The 16,369-nt window shown below is 73.3% G+C and carries 16 protein-coding genes and 1 pseudogene; 11 read left to right on the top strand and 6 right to left on the bottom strand.

Annotated features, from left to right (window positions below; genetic code table 11):
• Nucleotides 1–113 precede the first annotated feature (113 nt).
• Complete coding sequence (locus DEP02_RS28820) at nt 114–2,405, top strand: hypothetical protein (protein WP_112470610.1); 2,292 nt, start codon at nt 114–116, stop codon at nt 2,403–2,405.
• Between the two features lie 93 nt (nt 2,406–2,498).
• On the opposite strand, the gene DEP02_RS28815 is transcribed toward DEP02_RS28820, so the two are convergent.
• Nucleotides 2,499–3,386, bottom strand: a complete 888-nt coding sequence (locus DEP02_RS28815) for a transglutaminase family protein (protein WP_112470609.1) — start codon at nt 3,384–3,386, stop codon at nt 2,499–2,501.
• 29 nt (nt 3,387–3,415) lie between these two features.
• A complete protein-coding gene (locus tag DEP02_RS28810; RefSeq protein ID WP_112470608.1) occupies nt 3,416–4,498 on the bottom strand; it encodes a GNAT family N-acetyltransferase in 1,083 nt (360 codons plus the stop codon).
• Nucleotides 4,499–4,638: 140 nt separating this feature from the next.
• Here DEP02_RS28810 and fdxA point away from each other — a divergent pair, with 140 nt between their 5' ends.
• Both fdxA and DEP02_RS28800 read left to right on the top strand, forming a co-directional pair.
• Nucleotides 4,639–4,956 carry a ferredoxin gene (gene fdxA, locus DEP02_RS28805; protein ID WP_112470607.1) on the top strand — a complete coding sequence of 106 codons (318 nt, stop codon included), beginning with the start codon at nt 4,639–4,641 and terminating at the stop codon, nt 4,954–4,956.
• 144 nt (nt 4,957–5,100) lie between these two features.
• Nucleotides 5,101–6,231, top strand: coding sequence for a bifunctional succinyldiaminopimelate transaminase/glutamate-prephenate aminotransferase (locus DEP02_RS28800; protein WP_112470626.1), 1,131 nt, complete (start codon nt 5,101–5,103; stop codon nt 6,229–6,231).
• Between the two features lie 58 nt (nt 6,232–6,289).
• Here the strand turns inward: DEP02_RS28800 and DEP02_RS28795 are convergent, their stop codons facing one another.
• A complete protein-coding gene (locus DEP02_RS28795) occupies nt 6,290–7,291 on the bottom strand; it encodes a VldE C-terminal domain-containing protein (RefSeq protein ID WP_112470606.1) in 1,002 nt (333 codons plus the stop codon).
• A 93-nt stretch (nt 7,292–7,384) separates the two neighbouring features.
• Here DEP02_RS28795 and dapE point away from each other — a divergent pair, with 93 nt between their 5' ends.
• Nucleotides 7,385–8,464, top strand: a complete 1,080-nt coding sequence (gene dapE / locus DEP02_RS28790; protein WP_112470605.1) for a succinyl-diaminopimelate desuccinylase — start codon at nt 7,385–7,387, stop codon at nt 8,462–8,464.
• 118 nt (nt 8,465–8,582) lie between these two features.
• On the top strand, nt 8,583–9,341 hold the full coding sequence (locus tag DEP02_RS28785; RefSeq protein ID WP_112470604.1) for an LOG family protein: 759 nt from the start codon (nt 8,583–8,585) through the stop codon (nt 9,339–9,341).
• A gap of 103 nt (nt 9,342–9,444) precedes the next feature.
• On the opposite strand, the gene folP is transcribed toward DEP02_RS28785, so the two are convergent.
• Nucleotides 9,445–10,305 (bottom strand): dihydropteroate synthase, encoded by an 861-nt coding sequence (gene folP / locus DEP02_RS28780; RefSeq protein ID WP_112470603.1) that lies wholly within the window; start codon nt 10,303–10,305, stop codon nt 9,445–9,447.
• A 126-nt stretch (nt 10,306–10,431) separates the two neighbouring features.
• Here folP and DEP02_RS28775 point away from each other — a divergent pair, with 126 nt between their 5' ends.
• Together DEP02_RS28775 and DEP02_RS28770 are read left to right on the top strand one after the other, a co-directional pair.
• Complete coding sequence (locus tag DEP02_RS28775; protein WP_112470602.1) at nt 10,432–10,788, top strand: DivIVA domain-containing protein; 357 nt, start codon at nt 10,432–10,434, stop codon at nt 10,786–10,788.
• Nucleotides 10,785–11,414 carry a DNA-3-methyladenine glycosylase I gene (locus DEP02_RS28770; RefSeq protein WP_112470601.1) on the top strand — a complete coding sequence of 210 codons (630 nt, stop codon included), beginning with the start codon at nt 10,785–10,787 and terminating at the stop codon, nt 11,412–11,414. Before DEP02_RS28775 ends, DEP02_RS28770 begins: the two co-directional genes overlap by 4 nt.
• A 36-nt stretch (nt 11,415–11,450) precedes the next feature.
• Here the strand turns inward: DEP02_RS28770 and chcB are convergent, their stop codons facing one another.
• Nucleotides 11,451–12,254 (bottom strand): 2-cyclohexenylcarbonyl CoA isomerase, encoded by an 804-nt coding sequence (chcB, locus tag DEP02_RS28765; RefSeq protein WP_112470600.1) that lies wholly within the window; start codon nt 12,252–12,254, stop codon nt 11,451–11,453.
• Nucleotides 12,255–12,675: 421 nt separating this feature from the next.
• Here chcB and DEP02_RS28760 point away from each other — a divergent pair, with 421 nt between their 5' ends.
• Nucleotides 12,676–12,843 carry a DUF3117 domain-containing protein gene (locus tag DEP02_RS28760; RefSeq protein WP_003966491.1) on the top strand — a complete coding sequence of 56 codons (168 nt, stop codon included), beginning with the start codon at nt 12,676–12,678 and terminating at the stop codon, nt 12,841–12,843.
• A gap of 123 nt (nt 12,844–12,966) precedes the next feature.
• Here DEP02_RS28760 and DEP02_RS28755 read toward each other — a convergent pair whose 3' ends face one another.
• Complete coding sequence (locus tag DEP02_RS28755; RefSeq protein ID WP_112470599.1) at nt 12,967–13,665, bottom strand: O-methyltransferase; 699 nt, start codon at nt 13,663–13,665, stop codon at nt 12,967–12,969.
• Nucleotides 13,666–13,910: 245 nt separating this feature from the next.
• Here DEP02_RS28755 and sigE point away from each other — a divergent pair, with 245 nt between their 5' ends.
• The 3 genes and pseudogenes from sigE to DEP02_RS33730 all read left to right on the top strand — a co-directional run.
• Nucleotides 13,911–14,612, top strand: coding sequence for an RNA polymerase sigma factor SigE (gene sigE / locus DEP02_RS28750; protein WP_112470598.1), 702 nt, complete (start codon nt 13,911–13,913; stop codon nt 14,610–14,612).
• Complete coding sequence (locus tag DEP02_RS28745; protein ID WP_112470597.1) at nt 14,609–15,571, top strand: anti-sigma factor family protein; 963 nt, start codon at nt 14,609–14,611, stop codon at nt 15,569–15,571. The genes sigE and DEP02_RS28745 overlap by 4 nt, the downstream gene beginning before the upstream one ends.
• A 103-nt stretch (nt 15,572–15,674) precedes the next feature.
• A pseudogene (locus DEP02_RS33730) lies at nt 15,675–16,369 on the top strand (hypothetical protein); the annotation flags it as partial.

Below are 16,369 nucleotides of genomic sequence, written 5' to 3'. Positions count from 1 at the left end.
GTGCGCGCCGCCGAGCCTCCCCCAAGCACTCGGCTTCGCTCGTGCAGGGCGTGCAGGGGGGACCCCCATCGTGAGGTCGTGACGGGCGGCGGAGCCAACCGGGAGAACCTGCCTTGAGTCGTGAAACTGACACCCCGTCCTCCGGGCCCAGCGGGCGCGGCGGACCCGCCTACCCCTCGGGGACCCCGCCGTACGGCATCCCGGCGGTGTCCGACGACCGTACGGACGCGGGCCGTTCGGCCGCGCAGCCGGAGGAACGCAAGACCGAGACCACACTGACCACCCGGATCCGGATCAACATCCCCGGCTCCAGGCCGATTCCGCCGGTGGTGGTACGCAAGCCCGTCTCCTCGGACAGCTCCGAGGGCAAGGCCGAGGACGCCGCCGGGGCGGGTGCCGGCGGCGAGGCGCAGCAGCCGTCGGCCGCCCCGGCGGTCAAGGCCCCCGTGGAGCCGGCCGCCGAACCCGCGGCGCCGGCCGGGGAGAAGCCGACCAGCGACTGGTTCGCGCCGCGCAAGCCCCAGGCGAATAAGGGCGGTCCGGGCGGCGGCTCCACCAACGGGGCCGGAACGGACAGTGGTGCACCCGCGGCGAGCGGGCCGGGCACGAGGGCCTCTGGTACGGGCGCCGGGTCCTCGGGCGCGGGCTCTTCCGGCGCCCGTCCCGGCGGTGGGGTCGGCTCCGTGGGCATGTCCGGTGCGGCGAACGGCTCCCGGCCCGGGGGTGCCTCCGGCCCCGGCTCCGCCAAGGGCACCGGGCTGCCCGGCGCCACCGGCGGCCCCGTCGCCCCCGGCCACGGCGGCGGCACCGGCTCCTTCGACGTGACCGAGGCACTGGCGGCGGGGCCGCGGCCCGGCGGACCCCGCCCCGGTTCCGACGGTGGTGAGCCGCGCCGCGACGACCTGCCGTACTTCTCCGAGAACGGGCACGGCGGCCAGAACGGGCAGTCCGGGCAGGGCGGTTACGGCGGTCAGGGTGGCCCGAGCGGCCCCAGCGGCTTCGACGGGGCCGGCTCGCCCGGCGGGCCGGGCGGTCCGCAGGGGCCCGCGGGTCCGACCGGCGGACCGGTCACCGGTGACGGCCGGCTGCGGCCGAACACCGGCGGCGGACCCGCGGGACGCCCGGGCGGCGCTCCCGGTGTCCCCGGTGTCCCCGGCACTCCTGGTGTCCCCGGCGCTCCCGGTGCTCCGGGCCCGCACACCGCGCGCCCCGGTGGCGGCCTGAGCGACGACACCGCGGTCCTCACCCCGCAGAAGTTCGCACCGGGTTACGGCGGACGGCCGGACAACGTCTCCGGTCACACCGTCACCAGCGGCATGCCCGTCATCACACCCGGCGTGGGCGAGCCGTTCGGTTCGGGCGCCGGTGGGGGCGGGCCGATGTCGCACACCCCGCCGGGGATGCCCGGGCCGGCCCCGAAGCGCGCCGCGTCCGGGGCCGGCGCGTCCAAGGCCGCCAAGAAGAAGAGCCGCGGCAAGCTGCCCCTGCTCGTCGGCGGCGTGGTCTTCGTGGCCGGTGTCGCCTACGGCGCCGGGCTGCTGATGAACCGCTCCGACGTGCCCAAGGGCACCACCGTGCTCGGCGTCGACATCGGCGGCGGCACCCGCGACGACGCGGTCAAGAAGCTCGACGACGCCTTCGGCAAGCGGGTCAACCAGCCGCTGAAGCTGTCGGTCGACGGCAAGACGATCACCCTCAAGCCGGACCAGGCCGGACTCCAGTTCGACACCCAGGCCACGGCCAGCGCGGCGGCGACGAGCGACTACAACCCCATCTCCGTGATCGGCTCCCTGTTCGGCAACCACCGCGTGGTCGAGCCGCAGATGCCGGTCGACGAGGAGAAGCTGCAGGCCGCCCTGCAGAACGCCTCGGGCGGCGCCGGCTCGGTGACCGAGGGCGGCATCAAGTTCGAGTCCGGCAAGGCCGTCGCCGTCTACGGCAAGCCGGGCAAGGGCATCGACGTGGCCGGTTCGACCCAGGCGGTCCAGCAGGCGTACCGCACCCAGGTGGAGACGGGCTCGGCCGCGCCGGCCCGGCTGCCCACCACCACCCGGCAGCCCACGGTCTCCGACACCGAGGTCGACCGGATGATGAAGGAGTTCGCCGAGCCGGCGATGTCCGACAGGGTGACGGTCATGACGGACCCGGCGCACTCGGTGCCGTTCAGCCCGGAGAACTCCCTGTGGAAGTTCCTCAGGGTGAAGGCCGTGAACGGCAAGCTCGTCGACAGCCCCGATCTGAACGCGCTCAAGGAGCTCTACGGGCAGACCTTCGACGACGTGCTGATCACCCGGGGCACCGGGAAGAAGACCGCCGTCACTCCCCAGGACGTGTACGGTGCTCTGCGCCAGGCCCTGACGAGCAAGACCAACCGGGTGGGCGTCATCGACACCAACCCCAGCTAGGCACCTCACCGCCGCGAGAGGGCGCCCGGTCCGCACGGACGAGGGCGCCCTCTCGCCGTGCCGCCCCCTTCGCACCCGCCCCCGCCGCCGGTGTCAGTTGAGCATCGCCCGCGCGGAACGCGCCTGCCCCCGTACCCGCTCGGCCGCAGGCTCGTCCACCGGGGCCACGACATCGGCGTACGCGTCGAGTTCCGCCGCGCCGAGGAGGAAGTCCCCCCGCTGCACCAGCAACTGCGCCCGCTCGTACCGCAACCGCGCGGAATGCGAAGGCAGCAGCAACGACAGCTCCACCGCCCACAGCGCCACGTCCGACCGCTCGGGCCGTACGGCCGCCCAGGCCCGGATGTTGTTCAGGATCCGTGCCACGACCTCCAGGGGCGCCGCGGGCACCAGCATCGAGGGATGCAACGGCGCCCCCGTGGCCCCCACCACCAGCAACTCCGCGTCCGCCCCGGTCAGCACCCGACCCCCGTCGAACGGGTCCGCGAGCACCTGCTCGTGCTCCCGCGCGTGCTCCCGCGCGTGCCCCCGCTCCTCCGCCGCCCCGAACCCGACCACGAAATGCCCCGGCAGCGCGACCCCGTACACCGGCGCCCCCGCCCGCCGCGCGACCTCCATCCACACCACCGACAGCAGGATCGGCAACCCGCGCCGCCGCGCCAGCACAGCGTGCAGCAACGAGGACTCCAGGCGCTGATAGTCCGCGGCACAGCCGCGGAACCCGTACCGCTCACCCAGCAGCTCGCGCAGCGCCCGCGCCCAGGCCCGCGGCCCGCCCGGCCGGTACGGCAGCAGGCCCGCGAGCCGGTCCAGCTCGACCTGCGCCGCGTCCATGCCCGCCTCGTCCAGCGCGCCGTCGCCCTCCGCGCCCACCAGCAGGCACAGCGTCGTCAGGTCGGGCCGCTCGGACCGCACCTCCTCGGCGAACCGGCGGCGCAGCTCGGCGGAGCGTTCGGGCGACGGGGGATAAAGCGGACGCATAGCAGCTTCGTGCCCTTCCACGGCGATCGCTACGACTCTCCGGAGCCGGAGCTTCCGGACACCGTGTCCGGAGCCACCGTGTCCGGAGCCACCGTGTCCGGAGCCACCGTGCCCGGACCGGAGTCCGGCTCGCGGTAGTGGTGGTACGCATGGTGCGCGGAGAAGCCCAGCGCGCCGTACAGCGCCCGCGCCGCCGCGTTGTCGGTCTCGACCTGCAGCCAGGCCGCCGACGCCCCCTCGTCGAGGGCCCGGCGGGCGAGCGCGGCGAGCACGGTGGTGGCCAGGCCGCGCCGCCGCAGCGCCGGATCCACCTCGACGGCGGCGAAGGACGCCCACCGCCCGTCGACGACACACCGCCCGATCGCCGCGGGCACACCGCCCTCGCCGGGCAGGCTCGCGAACCACACCGACGGCCCGCTGCCCAGCACCTTCAGGGCCACCTCGCTCACCCCCTTGCGCCGGTACCGCGCAAGCCACGCCTCGTCGGCCGTGCGGGACAGCACGACCTCGGAGCCCTCGGCCCGGTCCGCGACCGGCGCGAGCGCCCCGATCCACAGCTCGGCGCTCACCTCGCGCACCCAGCCCCGCCGCTCCAGCTCCGCGCACAGCAGTTCCTGCGTGCCCTCGGCGCCGGTGGCGGTCTGGACGTACGCGGGCAGGCCGCGCTCGCCGTACCAGCGTCGTACGGCGGCCAGGGTCTCGTCGAGCGGAAGGCCGGGGTCACCGAGCGGCAGCACGGAATTAGCCCGCCGGGTGAAGCCGCCGGCGGACCTCAGCTCCCAGTCACCCAGCCGCTCGCTCTCCACCGGCCGCCAGGCCCGCGAGGCGACACGCGCGAGTTCGTCGTACGTGGCGGCCGGACCCCGGCGCCGGGCCGGCGCGGCCGGTACCACCTTGCCCGCGACCAGGGAGGACTCCGCGATGCGGACGGTCTCACCGCTCTTCCGTGTGATCAACAGCACACCGTTGTCCCATGAGGTGAGCACACCGACCGTGTCGGTGAACTTGCCGCCCGGCGTGCCGGGTTCGCCCAGGCGCCGTACGGAGACCCGTTTGCCCACGTCAGCAGCGGTGATACGGACCTCAAGGCGCCCTGCGGCCGATATTTCCACGAGTCTGTTCACCCCTCCTGTTCGGATCATGCCCCGGAACGGAGATACTAGGGGCGGGCATCGACGACGCCGCGCTCCCGCGCGCCAGGCGGCGGAGCCTGTGGAGGCCCGCCAGCGCCCTATCGAGGAGGAACGACAGCGTGACCTACGTCATCGCGCAGCCTTGTGTCGACGTCAAGGACAAGGCGTGCATCGAGGAGTGCCCGGTCGACTGCATCTACGAGGGCCAGCGGGCCCTGTACATCCACCCGGATGAATGCGTCGACTGCGGAGCCTGTGAGCCGGTCTGCCCGGTCGAGGCGATCTTCTACGAGGACGACACTCCGGAGGAGTGGAAGGACTACTACAAGGCGAACGTCGAGTTCTTCGACGAGCTCGGCTCTCCCGGCGGCGCCAGCAAGCTCGGACTGATCGAGCGCGACCACCCGATCATCGCCGCGCTGCCGCCGCAGGCGTAACCAGTCGTCAAGCGGCCCGCACACCGCGCCGCCTCGGTCCCGTACGGCCTGATCGCCTCCGAGCGCTCCGACCGCCGCACGGGACCGAGGCGTTTGTTGTACAGAAGCCGTACAGAAGCCGTACAGAAAGTGAGCCTGATCCCCGTGTCCGCAGTCTCCGACCGGCTTCCCACCTTCCCCTGGGACAAGCTGGAGCCGTACAAGAAGACGGCCGCGGCCCATCCGGACGGCATCGTCGACCTGTCGGTCGGCACCCCGGTCGACCCGGTCCCCGAGCTGATCCAGAAGGCGCTGGTCGCGGCGGCGGACTCCCCGGGCTACCCGACCGTGTGGGGCACGCCCGAGCTGCGCGACGCGATCACCGGCTGGGCCGAGCGCCGCCTCGGCGCCCGCCGGGTCACCCACCGGCACGTCCTGCCGGTCGTCGGCTCCAAGGAACTGGTCGCCTGGCTCCCCACCCAGCTGGGCCTGGGCCCCGGCGACAAGGTGGCGTACCCGCGCCTGGCCTACCCCACCTACGAGGTCGGCGCCCGCCTGGCCCGCGCGGACCACGAGGTCTACACGACGACACCAGGCGCTGACGCGCCGGGTCCCACGGACCTGGACCCGGCGAATCTGAAGCTGTTGTGGCTGAACTCGCCGTCCAACCCCACGGGCGAGGTCCTGGGCAAGGAGGAACTCACCCGGATCGTCGCCTGGGCCCGCGAGCACGGGGTCCTCGTCTTCTCCGACGAGTGCTACCTGGAGCTGGGCTGGGAGGCGGACCCGGTCTCGGTGCTCCACCCGGACGTCAACGGCGGCTCGTACGACGGCATCGTCGCCGTCCACTCCCTCTCCAAGCGCTCCAACCTGGCCGGCTACCGCGCCGCCTTCCTTGTCGGCGACCCGGCCGTCCTCGGCCCGCTGCTGGAGATCCGCAAGCACGGCGGCATGATGACCTCGGCGCCCACGCAGGCGGCGGTCGTGGCCGCCCTGGGCGACGACGCCCACGTCCGCGAGCAGCGCGAGCGCTACGCCGCCCGCCGCGCGACCCTCCGTGAGGCCCTGCTCTCCCACGGCTTCCGCATCGAACACAGCGAGGCGAGCCTGTACCTCTGGGCCACGAGGGGCGAGTCCTGCTGGGACACGGTCGCCCACCTGGCCGACCGGGGCATCCTGGTGGCCCCGGGCGACTTCTACGGCCCGGCGGGAGCCAACTTCGTACGCGTGGCGCTGACGGCCACGGACGAGAGGGTGGCGGCGGCAGTGGCGAGGCTGGGCAACGGCTCGCGCTGACTCGCGCCGACGGCCGGTCGTGGTGGTGCGGGCCGACGGCCGGTCGTGGTGGTGCGGGTTAACGGCCGGTCGTGGTGATGAGGACCGAGCCCGCGCCCCGCTCCGCCCCCGCGGCACCCCGCGACGTCCCCGTCCGCCACCGGCCGTCGGTCGTCCCCGCCGTCCACTCCCGGCCGGCGTACGAGACCCGCTCGATGCGCAGCGCGGAGGCGTTGGCCACCGCCCAGTGCGCGAGCTGCCACCCCCGCTGCCGGGCACTGCGCCCGGCGGCGGCCGTGTCGGCGGGCACGGGCAGGGTCACGGTCCGTGCCCCGGCGCTCGAACCCGAGCCCGAGTCCGTGGTCCGGCTGGGCGTGGGCGTGGGCGACGGGTCGTCGCCGCCCACCTCCGCGCCGGCCTCCTGCACCACGTCCCGTCCGAAGTCCCGTACGAGCGCGGAGCGCACCGCGTCCGGACCGGTGGCGGTGCGAGTGGCACCGGGGCGGCCCAGGCAGGTCAGCGTGGCCGTGGAGCGCCCGGTGAGTGCCGCGGCGAGCAGCGTCGCGTCCGGCTCGTGCTTGGCGTACGCCTGTGGAAAGCCACTGAGCTGCACCCGCTGGGCGGCCACGGTGAGCGGCAGCCTCGTGTAGCCGGGGACCTTGGCCAGGTGGTCGTAGAAGATCCCCGCCGAGTACACCGGGTCCATGATCTCCTCCGGCGTGCCCCAGCCCTGCGAGGGCCGCTGCTGGAACAGGCCGAGCGAGTCCCGGTCGCCGTAGTCGATGTTGCGCAGGGCCGACTCCTGCAGCGCGGTGGCCAGCGCGATGGTCACCGCGCGCTCGGGCATGCCGCGCCCGGTGCCCACGGCCGCGATCGTCGCCGCGTTCACCGCCTGCTCCGGCGTGAACCGGTACGAGGCGCCGTCCTTCTTGCCGGAGACGACCTCGCAGGCCGGGCCCCTGGTGTGCCCGGTGAGGTACTGCAACGAGAGGTAGCCCGCGAGCGCGAGCAGGACGACGAGGGCCGCCCCGAACCGGAGGAGGCGGCCACGACGCTTGGGGGAGGGGGACGGGTCGCGCACGCCTACAAGGTACTTGAGACAGCAGGGACTGCTGAGGCCGGTGGGGCAAATGGCGGCGGCGCGGGAACGGTTCGGCGGGTTAGGGTCGACGGCATGGCCGACACCCCGCTTGACCTCACGCTGGACGCCGCGCGCCTGACCGCGCAGCTCGTCGACTTCCCCTCGGAGAGCGGCACGGAGAAGCCGCTGGCCGACGCGGTCGAGGGCGCGCTGCGCGGGCTGCCGCACCTGACGGTGGACCGCTTCGGCAACAACGTCGTGGCCCGGACGAACCTGGGCCGGTCCGAGCGGGTGATCCTGGCCGGCCACATCGACACCGTCCCGATCGCCGACAACGTGCCGTCCCGGCTGGACGAGGACGGAGTCCTCTGGGGCTGCGGCACCTGCGACATGAAGTCCGGCGTGGCGGTGCAGCTGCGCATCGCGGCCACGGTTCCGGCCCCCAACCGCGACCTGACCTTCGTCTTCTACGACAACGAGGAGGTCGCCGCCGAGCTGAACGGCCTCAAGCACATCGCCGAGGCGCACCCGGAGTGGCTTCAGGGCGACTTCGCGGTGCTGCTGGAACCCTCCGACGGCGAGGTCGAGGGCGGCTGCCAGGGCACCCTGCGGGTGCTGCTGAGGACGAAGGGCGAGCGGGCCCACTCGGCGCGCGGCTGGCTGGGCTCCAACGCCATCCACGCCGCCGCGCCGATCCTGCGGCGCCTGGCCGAGTACGAGCCGCGCCGGCCGGTGATCGACGGCCTGGAGTACCGGGAGGGCCTGAACGCGGTCGGGATCTCCGGCGGGGTGGCGGGCAACGTCATCCCCGACGAGTGCGTGGTCACGGTCAACTTCCGCTACGCCCCGGACCGCACCGAGGAGGAGGCCATCGCCCACGTGCGCGAGGTCTTCGCGGACTGCGGGGTCGAGGAGTTCGTGATCGACGACCACAGCGGCGGCGCCCTGCCGGGCCTGAACCATCCGGCCGCGGTGGCGTTCATCGAGGCGGTCGGCGGCACCGCGCGGCCCAAGTACGGCTGGACGGACGTCTCGCGCTTCTCGGCGCTGGGCATTCCCGCGGTCAACTACGGCCCCGGCAATCCGCACCTGGCGCACAAGCGGGACGAGCGGGTGGACACGGCCAGGATCCTCGCGGGCGAGGAGCGGCTGCGGTCCTGGCTGACGAGCTGAACGGCGCCGCCGGGCGGCGGCCGTACGGCGTTTCATGGCGGACAGACCGGCGTCCCCCGCCCGTAACCCGCGTGGATCTACGCTGGGGTGGAATGTCCTGCAAACGGAGGGAGCGTACATGCCAACAGGCAACCCCGAGGGAAAGAAGCAGCCACCGGACGAGCAGCGCCTGGGGCCGGTCCTCCGGCGCCGGGGCCAGGTCCTGACGAGCACCACGGACCAGCGACTGCTGGACGAACGGGCTCCCAGCGACTGGGCCCACACGGACCCCTGGCGCGTCCTGCGCATGCAGTCGGAGTTCATCGAGGGTTTCAGCACGCTCGCCGAACTCCCGGCCGCGATCAGCGTCTTCGGTTCGGCCCGGACTCCGGTGGACACACCGGAGTACGAGGTGGGGGTCCGGCTGGGCCGAGGTTTGGTCGAGGCGGGATTCGCGGTGATCACGGGCGGCGGCCCGGGCACCATGGAGGCGGCGAACAAGGGCGCGCTGGAGGCCGGAGGCCTCTCGGTGGGCCTGGGCATCGAACTGCCCTTCGAGCAGGGGCTGAACCCCTACGTCGACATCGGCCTCAACTTCCGCTACTTCTTCGTCCGCAAGCTGATGTTCGTCAAGTACGCGCAGGGCTTCGTGGTCCTGCCCGGCGGCCTCGGCACCCTGGACGAACTCTTCGAGGCCCTCACCCTCGTCCAGACCCAGAAGGTCACCCGCTTCCCGATCGTCCTCTTCGGCACCGCCTACTGGGGCGGCCTGGTCGACTGGCTCACCCACACCCTCGTCGCCGAGGGCAAGGCGGCCAAGGCCGACCTCGCCCTGTTCCACGTGACGGACGACGTGGAGGAGGCGGTGGCCCTGATGTCGAAGGAAGCGGGCAAGTAGCCGCTGTCCGTCCCACCAGGACGGGTGGTGGGTGGACAGCACGGGACGGAGGGCCAGGGGGCGGAGCCCCCTGGTACGGGCAGCCCTGGTAAGGCACCTGGGACTACGCCAGCCCCCGCCGGGCAACCGCCGGAGCACGGTGCCCGGCGATGGACGCCACCATGTCCACCACCTGCCGGGTCTCGGCAACCTCGTGCACCCGGTACACCTGCGCGCCCAGCCACGCCGAAACGGCAGTGGTGGCCAAGGTCCCCACCACCCGCTCCTTGACCGGCTTGTCCAGGGTCTCGCCCACGAAGTCCTTGTTGGACAAGGACACCAGCACCGGCCACCCGGTCGCGACCATCTCCCCCAGCCGCCGGGTGGCCTCCAGGCTGTGCCGCGTGTTCTTCCCGAAGTCGTGCCCGGGATCGATCAGCACCGACTCCCGGGGCACCCCCAGCGCCACCGCCCGCTCGGCCAGCCCCACGGTCACCCGCAGGATGTCGGCCATGACGTCGTCGTACGTCACCCGGTGCGGCCGGGTCCGCGGCTGCGCGCCACCCGCGTGCACGCACACCAGCCCGACCTTGTACCGCGCCGCGACCTCGGCGAGCCGCGGGTCGATCCCGCCCCACGCGTCGTTCAGCAGATCGGCCCCCGCCTCGCAGACCGCCTCGCCGACGTCGGCCCGCCAGGTGTCGACGCTGATGATCACGTCGGGGAACCGCCGCCGCACCTCGGCGACGAAGCCGACCGTCCGCCGCGCCTCCTCCTCGGCGGTCACCTCCTCGCCGGGTCCGGCCTTCACCCCGCCGATGTCGATGATCGCCGCGCCCTCGGCGACCGCCTGCTCCACGCGCGCGAGGGCCGGCTCGTCACGGAACGTCGCTCCCTGGTCGTAGAAGGAGTCCGGGGTCCGGTTCACGATCGCCATGATCACCGGCTCGTGCGCGTCGAACTCACGCCTGCCCAGCCTGAGCATCCCCTGTGACCTCCTCGTACGTCCCGGGCACGTCCCGGACTTCGACCGCCTGCGACCCTAACGGTCAGCGTCGCATGGCACGATCGGACCCACACACATACGACAGACTCCGTGGGGACCCCAGCGATGGTTATGTTCTTGTTCCTGGTCGTCGCGCTCGCCGTCGTGGTCGCCGCGGTGACCCTCGCGGTGGTGGGCGGCGGCGAGGGCACCGGCCCGCTGCCCGAGGCCGCGCCGGAGCGGCTCCAGGACCCGCTGCCGCCGGACCGCCCGGTGAACCGTGCGGACGTGGAGGACCTGCGCTTCCCGCTCACGGTCCGGGGCTACCGCATGGCGGACGTGGACGACGCCCTCAGCCGCCTCGGCGCCGAACTCGCTGAGCGGGACGAGCGGATCGCCGACCTGGAGTCCGCGCTGGCCGGCGCCCAGGCCGCCGCCGCCCACGCACGCCCGACCAAGCCCGAGCCGGAGGACCAGCAGTGACGGACGGTGCGGCGACGGACGGCACGGCGACGGACGGTACGGCGACGGACGGTGCCGCGATCGCCGGTCCGGACGGGGCCCTGCGCTGCCCGTGGGCGCTGTCCGCGGCGGAGTACGTGACGTATCACGACGAGGAGTGGGGCCGCCCGGTCCACGGCGACGACGCGCTCTTCGAACGTCTCGCGCTGGAGGCGTTCCAGTCCGGCCTGTCCTGGATCACCATCCTGCGCCGCCGCCCCGGCTTCCGCGCCGCCTTCGCCGACTTCAGGATCCCGGCGGTCGCGGACTTCACGGACGCCGACCGCGAGCGTCTGCTCGCCGACCCGGGCATCATCCGCAACCGCGCCAAGATCGACGCGACGCTTGCCAACGCGCGCGTGCTCGCCGGCTGGTCCTCCGGCGAGCTGGACGCCCTGATCTGGTCCCACGCCCCCGACCCCGACGGCCGTACGGCCCCGAAGACCCTCTCCGACGTCCCGGCGATCACCCCCGAGTCCACGGCCCTGGCCAAGGCCCTGAAGAAGCGCGGCCTGCGCTTCGTCGGCCCGACGACGGCGTACGCCCTGATGCAGGCCTGCGGCCTGGTGGACGACCACCTCACGGACTGCGTGGCACGCCGCCCCTGACCCCGACCGGCAGGGGCGGCACCGGGAACGGGCGGGTCAGCGGCCCAGATACTTCGGCTTCTCCTTGTTCACGAAGGCCTGTACGGCGATCGTGTGGTCCTCGGACCGCCCCGCCCGCGTCTGGAGCTCCTCCTCCTTCTGCAGGGTCTCCTCCAGGGAGTGCGTCAGGCCGTACGCCACAGCCTCCTTCAGCGCCGCGTACGCCACCGTCGGACCCTCGGCCAGCGCCCGCGCCACCTTCTCGGCCTCGGCCCGCAGCTCGGCGGCCGGCACGATCCGGTTGGCGATGCCCAGTTCGTAGGCGTCCTGGGCGGTGATGCTGCGCGGGAAGAGCAGCAGGTCGGTGGCCCGGGAGGGGCCGACCACCCGCGGCAGGGTCCAGGAGATGCCGGAGTCGGCGGTGAGCGCGACCCCCGCGAAGGACGTGTTGAAGGACGCCGTGTCCGCCACGATCCGGTAGTCGGCGGCGAGGGCGAAGCCGAAGCCCGCCCCGGCCGCGACCCCGTTCACCGCGGCGACCACCGGCTTCGGCGCGCCCGCCAGCGCCCGCACGATCGGGTTGTAGTGCTCCCGCACGGTGCTCATCGTCTGCCCCGACCCGGTCTCCCGGTCGGCGGCCAGCAGCCCGATGTGCTCCTTCAGGTCCTGGCCCACGCAGAACGCCCGGTCCCCGGCGGCGGTCAGCAGCACCGCGCGTACGGCGTCGTCGTCCGCCGCGGACCGGGCCGCGTCCCGGAGGGCGACCTTGGTGGCGACGTTCAGCGCGTTCATCGCCTCGGGGCGGTTCAGCGTGATCGTCGCGAGTCCGCCGCTCACCTCGTAGAGCACGGTGTCGGTCATGGGGCATCCCCTCCGGTGTCGCCGCTGTGACGTATCGCCGTACTGATGTACTGATCGCTGTACTGATCGATACGCCCTGTGTCCGAAGGACAGCATGACGGAGATCATCGGCCAGGGCGCGGGGTGGGCGTGTGACCTGCGTCAAAGAATTTCGGTGGTTCGCCGCCGTCGGGTGGCCGTGCGGGCGCGCAGTATCGCAGTCACATCGCCGAATTGAGTGGTTTTGCTCGCGCGCGTTGCCCAAGCGATGCCTACTGATGTTGGTCATCGGGTCCTGGGATGCGGGATAATGGCTGGGAAGCAATGTGTTCGATGCCGGTGACGCGTGTCCTGACCCATTCTGGACCAGGGATCACGCGCGTGCCCTCACGATGGGCCGTCGGCTTTGACGATGAGCTGGGTTTCAGGAAGGGGAACGAGCATGGCGGCCATGAAGCCGCGGACGGGTGATGGCCCGCTCGAGGTGACCAAGGAGGGGCGGGGCATCGTCATGCGCGTTCCGCTCGAAGGCGGCGGTCGGCTCGTCGTCGAGCTGACTCCTGACGAGGCCGACGCGCTCGGCGACGCCCTCAAGAAGGTCGTCGGCTGACGCGCAAGCGACCACAGCCTTTCAGCTGCCCCGGCATCGTACGCGGTGTCGGGGCAGCTGCTTGTCAGGGGGTGGAGGCGCGTCGCCGGCAGGTGCGGGCGCGAGGCCCGGGCGCCGGAGCGCTCAGCGCCTGACCGCGCACAGCAGGCCGTCGCCCACCGGCAGCAGCGACGACACCACGTCGGGACTCTCGTGCACCGTGCGCAGCAGGTCCCGCAGCCGCAGGACCTCCGTCGGCTGCGGACCGGAGTCCACCGTCCGCCCGTGCGCGAAGACGCCTTCGAAGGCGACGAGGCCTCCCGGGCGCAGCAGGCGCAACGATTCAGCCAGGTACTCGGGGAACTCCAGCCGGTCGCCGTCGCAGAAGACGAGGTCGTACCCCGCGTCCGCGAGCCGGGGCAGCACGTCGAGGGCGCGGCCGGGGATGAAACGGGCGCGGTTGGCGGCGAAGCCGGCGGCGCGGAACGCCTGGCGGGCGAACTGCTGGTGCTCCGGCTCGGGGTCGACGGTGGTCAGCACCCCGTCCGGCCGCATGCCGTGCAGCAGGTGGATCCCGGAGACCCCGGTACCGGTGCCGATCTCCGCGACCGCCTTCGCGTCCACGGCGGCAGCCAGCAACCGCAGCGCGGCGCCCGCGCCGGGCGACACCGGGCGCAGCCCTGCCTCACGGGCCCTCTCGCGGGCCCAGAGCAGCGCGTCGTCCTCGGCGACATAGGCGTCGGCGAACGCCCAGCTCGTCTGCCGGTTGCCGGTAATGACCCTCTCCTGTCCCCGTGGATGCCTGGGCGTGACTGTATCCGTTGGGGCCGGGAACCCGCAGATGGGACCAGTCGTTTAAAGGGATGAGGAAGTGGCACGGGACGCGATGGCGGCGTGGACGGGGGTGTGGGATGGATCGGGACACCGGTCAAGTACTGACGCAGTCGCACGAGCCGGGCGACCGCGTGTCAAATTCTCGTAAAGCTGTTTATTCGGAGCTAACGGACGAGGTGGGTATGGTAGGGGCTCCACTGGACACCACCAGAGCCGACAGGGGAGGTGCGGCTGCGCCTGTGGATCGCGGAGGAGTGCTACGGCGTTTCCTCGGGTCGGCAGGCAGGCCGAAATCTGTGACCGACACTGCCGTTGACCCGCGCCGCGCCGCCGAATCCGCCCAGACCGCGACCTTCTCCACCGACGCGGACGGGCAGGCGTGGACTCCGCCCACCTGGGAGGAGATCGTCAGCACGCACAGCGGCCGTGTCTACCGCCTCGCCTACCGTCTCACCGGCAACCAGCACGACGCCGAGGACCTCACCCAGGAGGTCTTCGTCCGCGTCTTCCGCTCCCTGTCGACCTACACGCCGGGCACGTTCGAGGGCTGGCTGCACCGCATCACCACGAACCTGTTCCTGGACATGGTCCGCCGCAAGCAGCGCATCCGCTTCGACTCGCTCGGCGACGACGCGGCCGAGCGGCTGGCCAGCAAGGAGCCGACGCCGCAGCAGCTGTTCAACGACGCGCACTTCGACGCGGACGTCCAGCAGGCCCTCGACACCCTCGCGCCCGAGTTCCGCGCCGCGGTCGTCCTGTGCGACATCGAAGGACTGTCGTACGAGGAGATCGCCGCGACCCTCGGCGTCAAGCTCGGCACGGTCCGCTCCCGTATCCACCGCGGCCGCTCCCAGCTGCGCAAGGCCCTCGCGCACCGCTCGCCTCAGGCACGGGCCGAACGCCGCAGCTTCGTGCCCCGGGTCCCCGCGCTGGGGGGAGGAGGCGCGCCCGCGTGAGTGGCTCACGATCCGATCCCGAGGGGCGCCTCGCGGAACATCACCTGGGAGACCGTCTCGCCGCCCTGGTGGACGGAGAACTCGGTCATGACGCGCGCGAGCGTGTCCTGGCGCATGTGGCCACCTGCCCGAAGTGCAAGGCGGAGGTCGACGCACAGCGCCGTGTGAAGAACGTCTTCGCCCAGGCGGCCCCACCGCCCCCGTCCGAGAGCTTCCTGGCCCGCCTGCAGGGCCTGCCCGGGGGCGGTACCGACGGTGACGGCCCGCCGCTGGGCGGGGGAGGGCTGCCCGGCGGACTCTCCGGACGCTCCGGAGTGTTCGGAGTGAAGCGCGGCGAGCGGTTCGAGTTCGGCTACGTGCCGGCCCGGCCGCACGCCACCCCGGCCGATGCCGCCGAGGACCGCGGCTTCCGGATCCATCCGGTCGGCCGTCCCGACGGTGAGCGGTCCGCCTCGCGCGGGCTGCGGTTCGCGTTCGTCGCCGCCGGGGCGGTGTCGCTGGCCGCGGTCGCGCTCGGCGGGCTGACCACCGGCATGGCGGGCGGCGCGGGCGGCGTGGAGGCACGCGGCGGCTCGGGCAAGGGCAGCAACGTGACTCCGGCGCGTACGGGGAGCACGGCGGCGGTGCAGGGTTCCGAGAACTCGCGGCGCCGTCAGACGGCCGTACCGCTGTCTGCGGAGGGGCAGCGGTCGTCCGACGGGGCGCCGGTGGCACCGACCGCGCTGTCCGCACCGCTGCTGCCGGGCGCCGTGCCGCCCGGCGCCGGGCAGCAGCAGGACATGACGCACACGCTGACCACGCCGGTGATCGCCGGTGCGGCCGCGATGTCCCCGCTGATACGTCCGCTCACCGAGACGCCGTCGCTCTCCCTGACCTCCTGGTCCACGGACTCGGGGCTCCTGGCGCCGGGCCCGCTCGGCACGCCCTCTCCCTCGGCCTCCTCCCGCACGACGCACTGACCGGCCCCTGCGCGGCGGGCCGTGAACCTGGTTGAATCCACAGGTCGCGCCCATGACACCGGTCTGGGCGCGGAGCCGTGCCGCGACCCGCTGTGGGGAGAAGATGAACGAGCGGAAGCCCGCGAAGTCCGCCCGCCCGAAGTGGTGGAACCGAGTCCCTCCGGGGGAGCGGTCGGAGAGCGCTCCGTCCCCGGAGCCGGATGTGCCTTCGGGCGGGGGTGTGGCCGACGGGGCGGTCGGCGGTCCGGCCGCGGCTTCCACCGGCGGCACGGGTGACTACGAGCTGGAACGGCCCCTCGCGGGTCCGGGCGGCGGTGACGGCGGCGACTTCGAACTCGCCCCGGCGGCCGGCGGCACGAAGGACGCCTCCGCGGCGCCCCGCACCTCGGAGGAGCCCGCCGGTCCCGCCGCCGGTTCCCCCGACGCTCCCTTCGCCGAGCGCCCCAAGCCCCTGCACGACCCCGATCCCTACAACACCCCGCCCTACGGCGAACCGGGCCCCTGGGCCCCCGCCCCTCCGGTACAACACCCGGCGCTCGCCCCCGCCCACCCCGCATCCACCCCGTATCCCGGCATACCGACGGCCCCGGCCGCCGCACCCGCGGGACCCGCGCCGGAGACGGCGCCAGGCGGCCCGTCCGCGGCGAACGCGACACCCCACGGCTCACCGGGCCCGGACACCCTGCCGCACGGCTCACCGGCCCCGGGGGCCGGCGATGCGCACGGAGGGCCGGCGCCGCAGGCGGAGCACCTTGCGGGCGCGCCCGCTCACGGCGCAGCGGCTCCGTCCCCCGGCAC

It is taken from the genome of Streptomyces triticisoli (genome assembly GCF_003270085.1).
Taxonomy (GTDB): Bacteria; Actinomycetota; Actinomycetes; order Streptomycetales; family Streptomycetaceae; genus Streptomyces; species Streptomyces triticisoli.
Note: the sequence above shows the minus strand (reverse complement) of the source record. Positions and strands in the feature narration are given on the sequence as shown.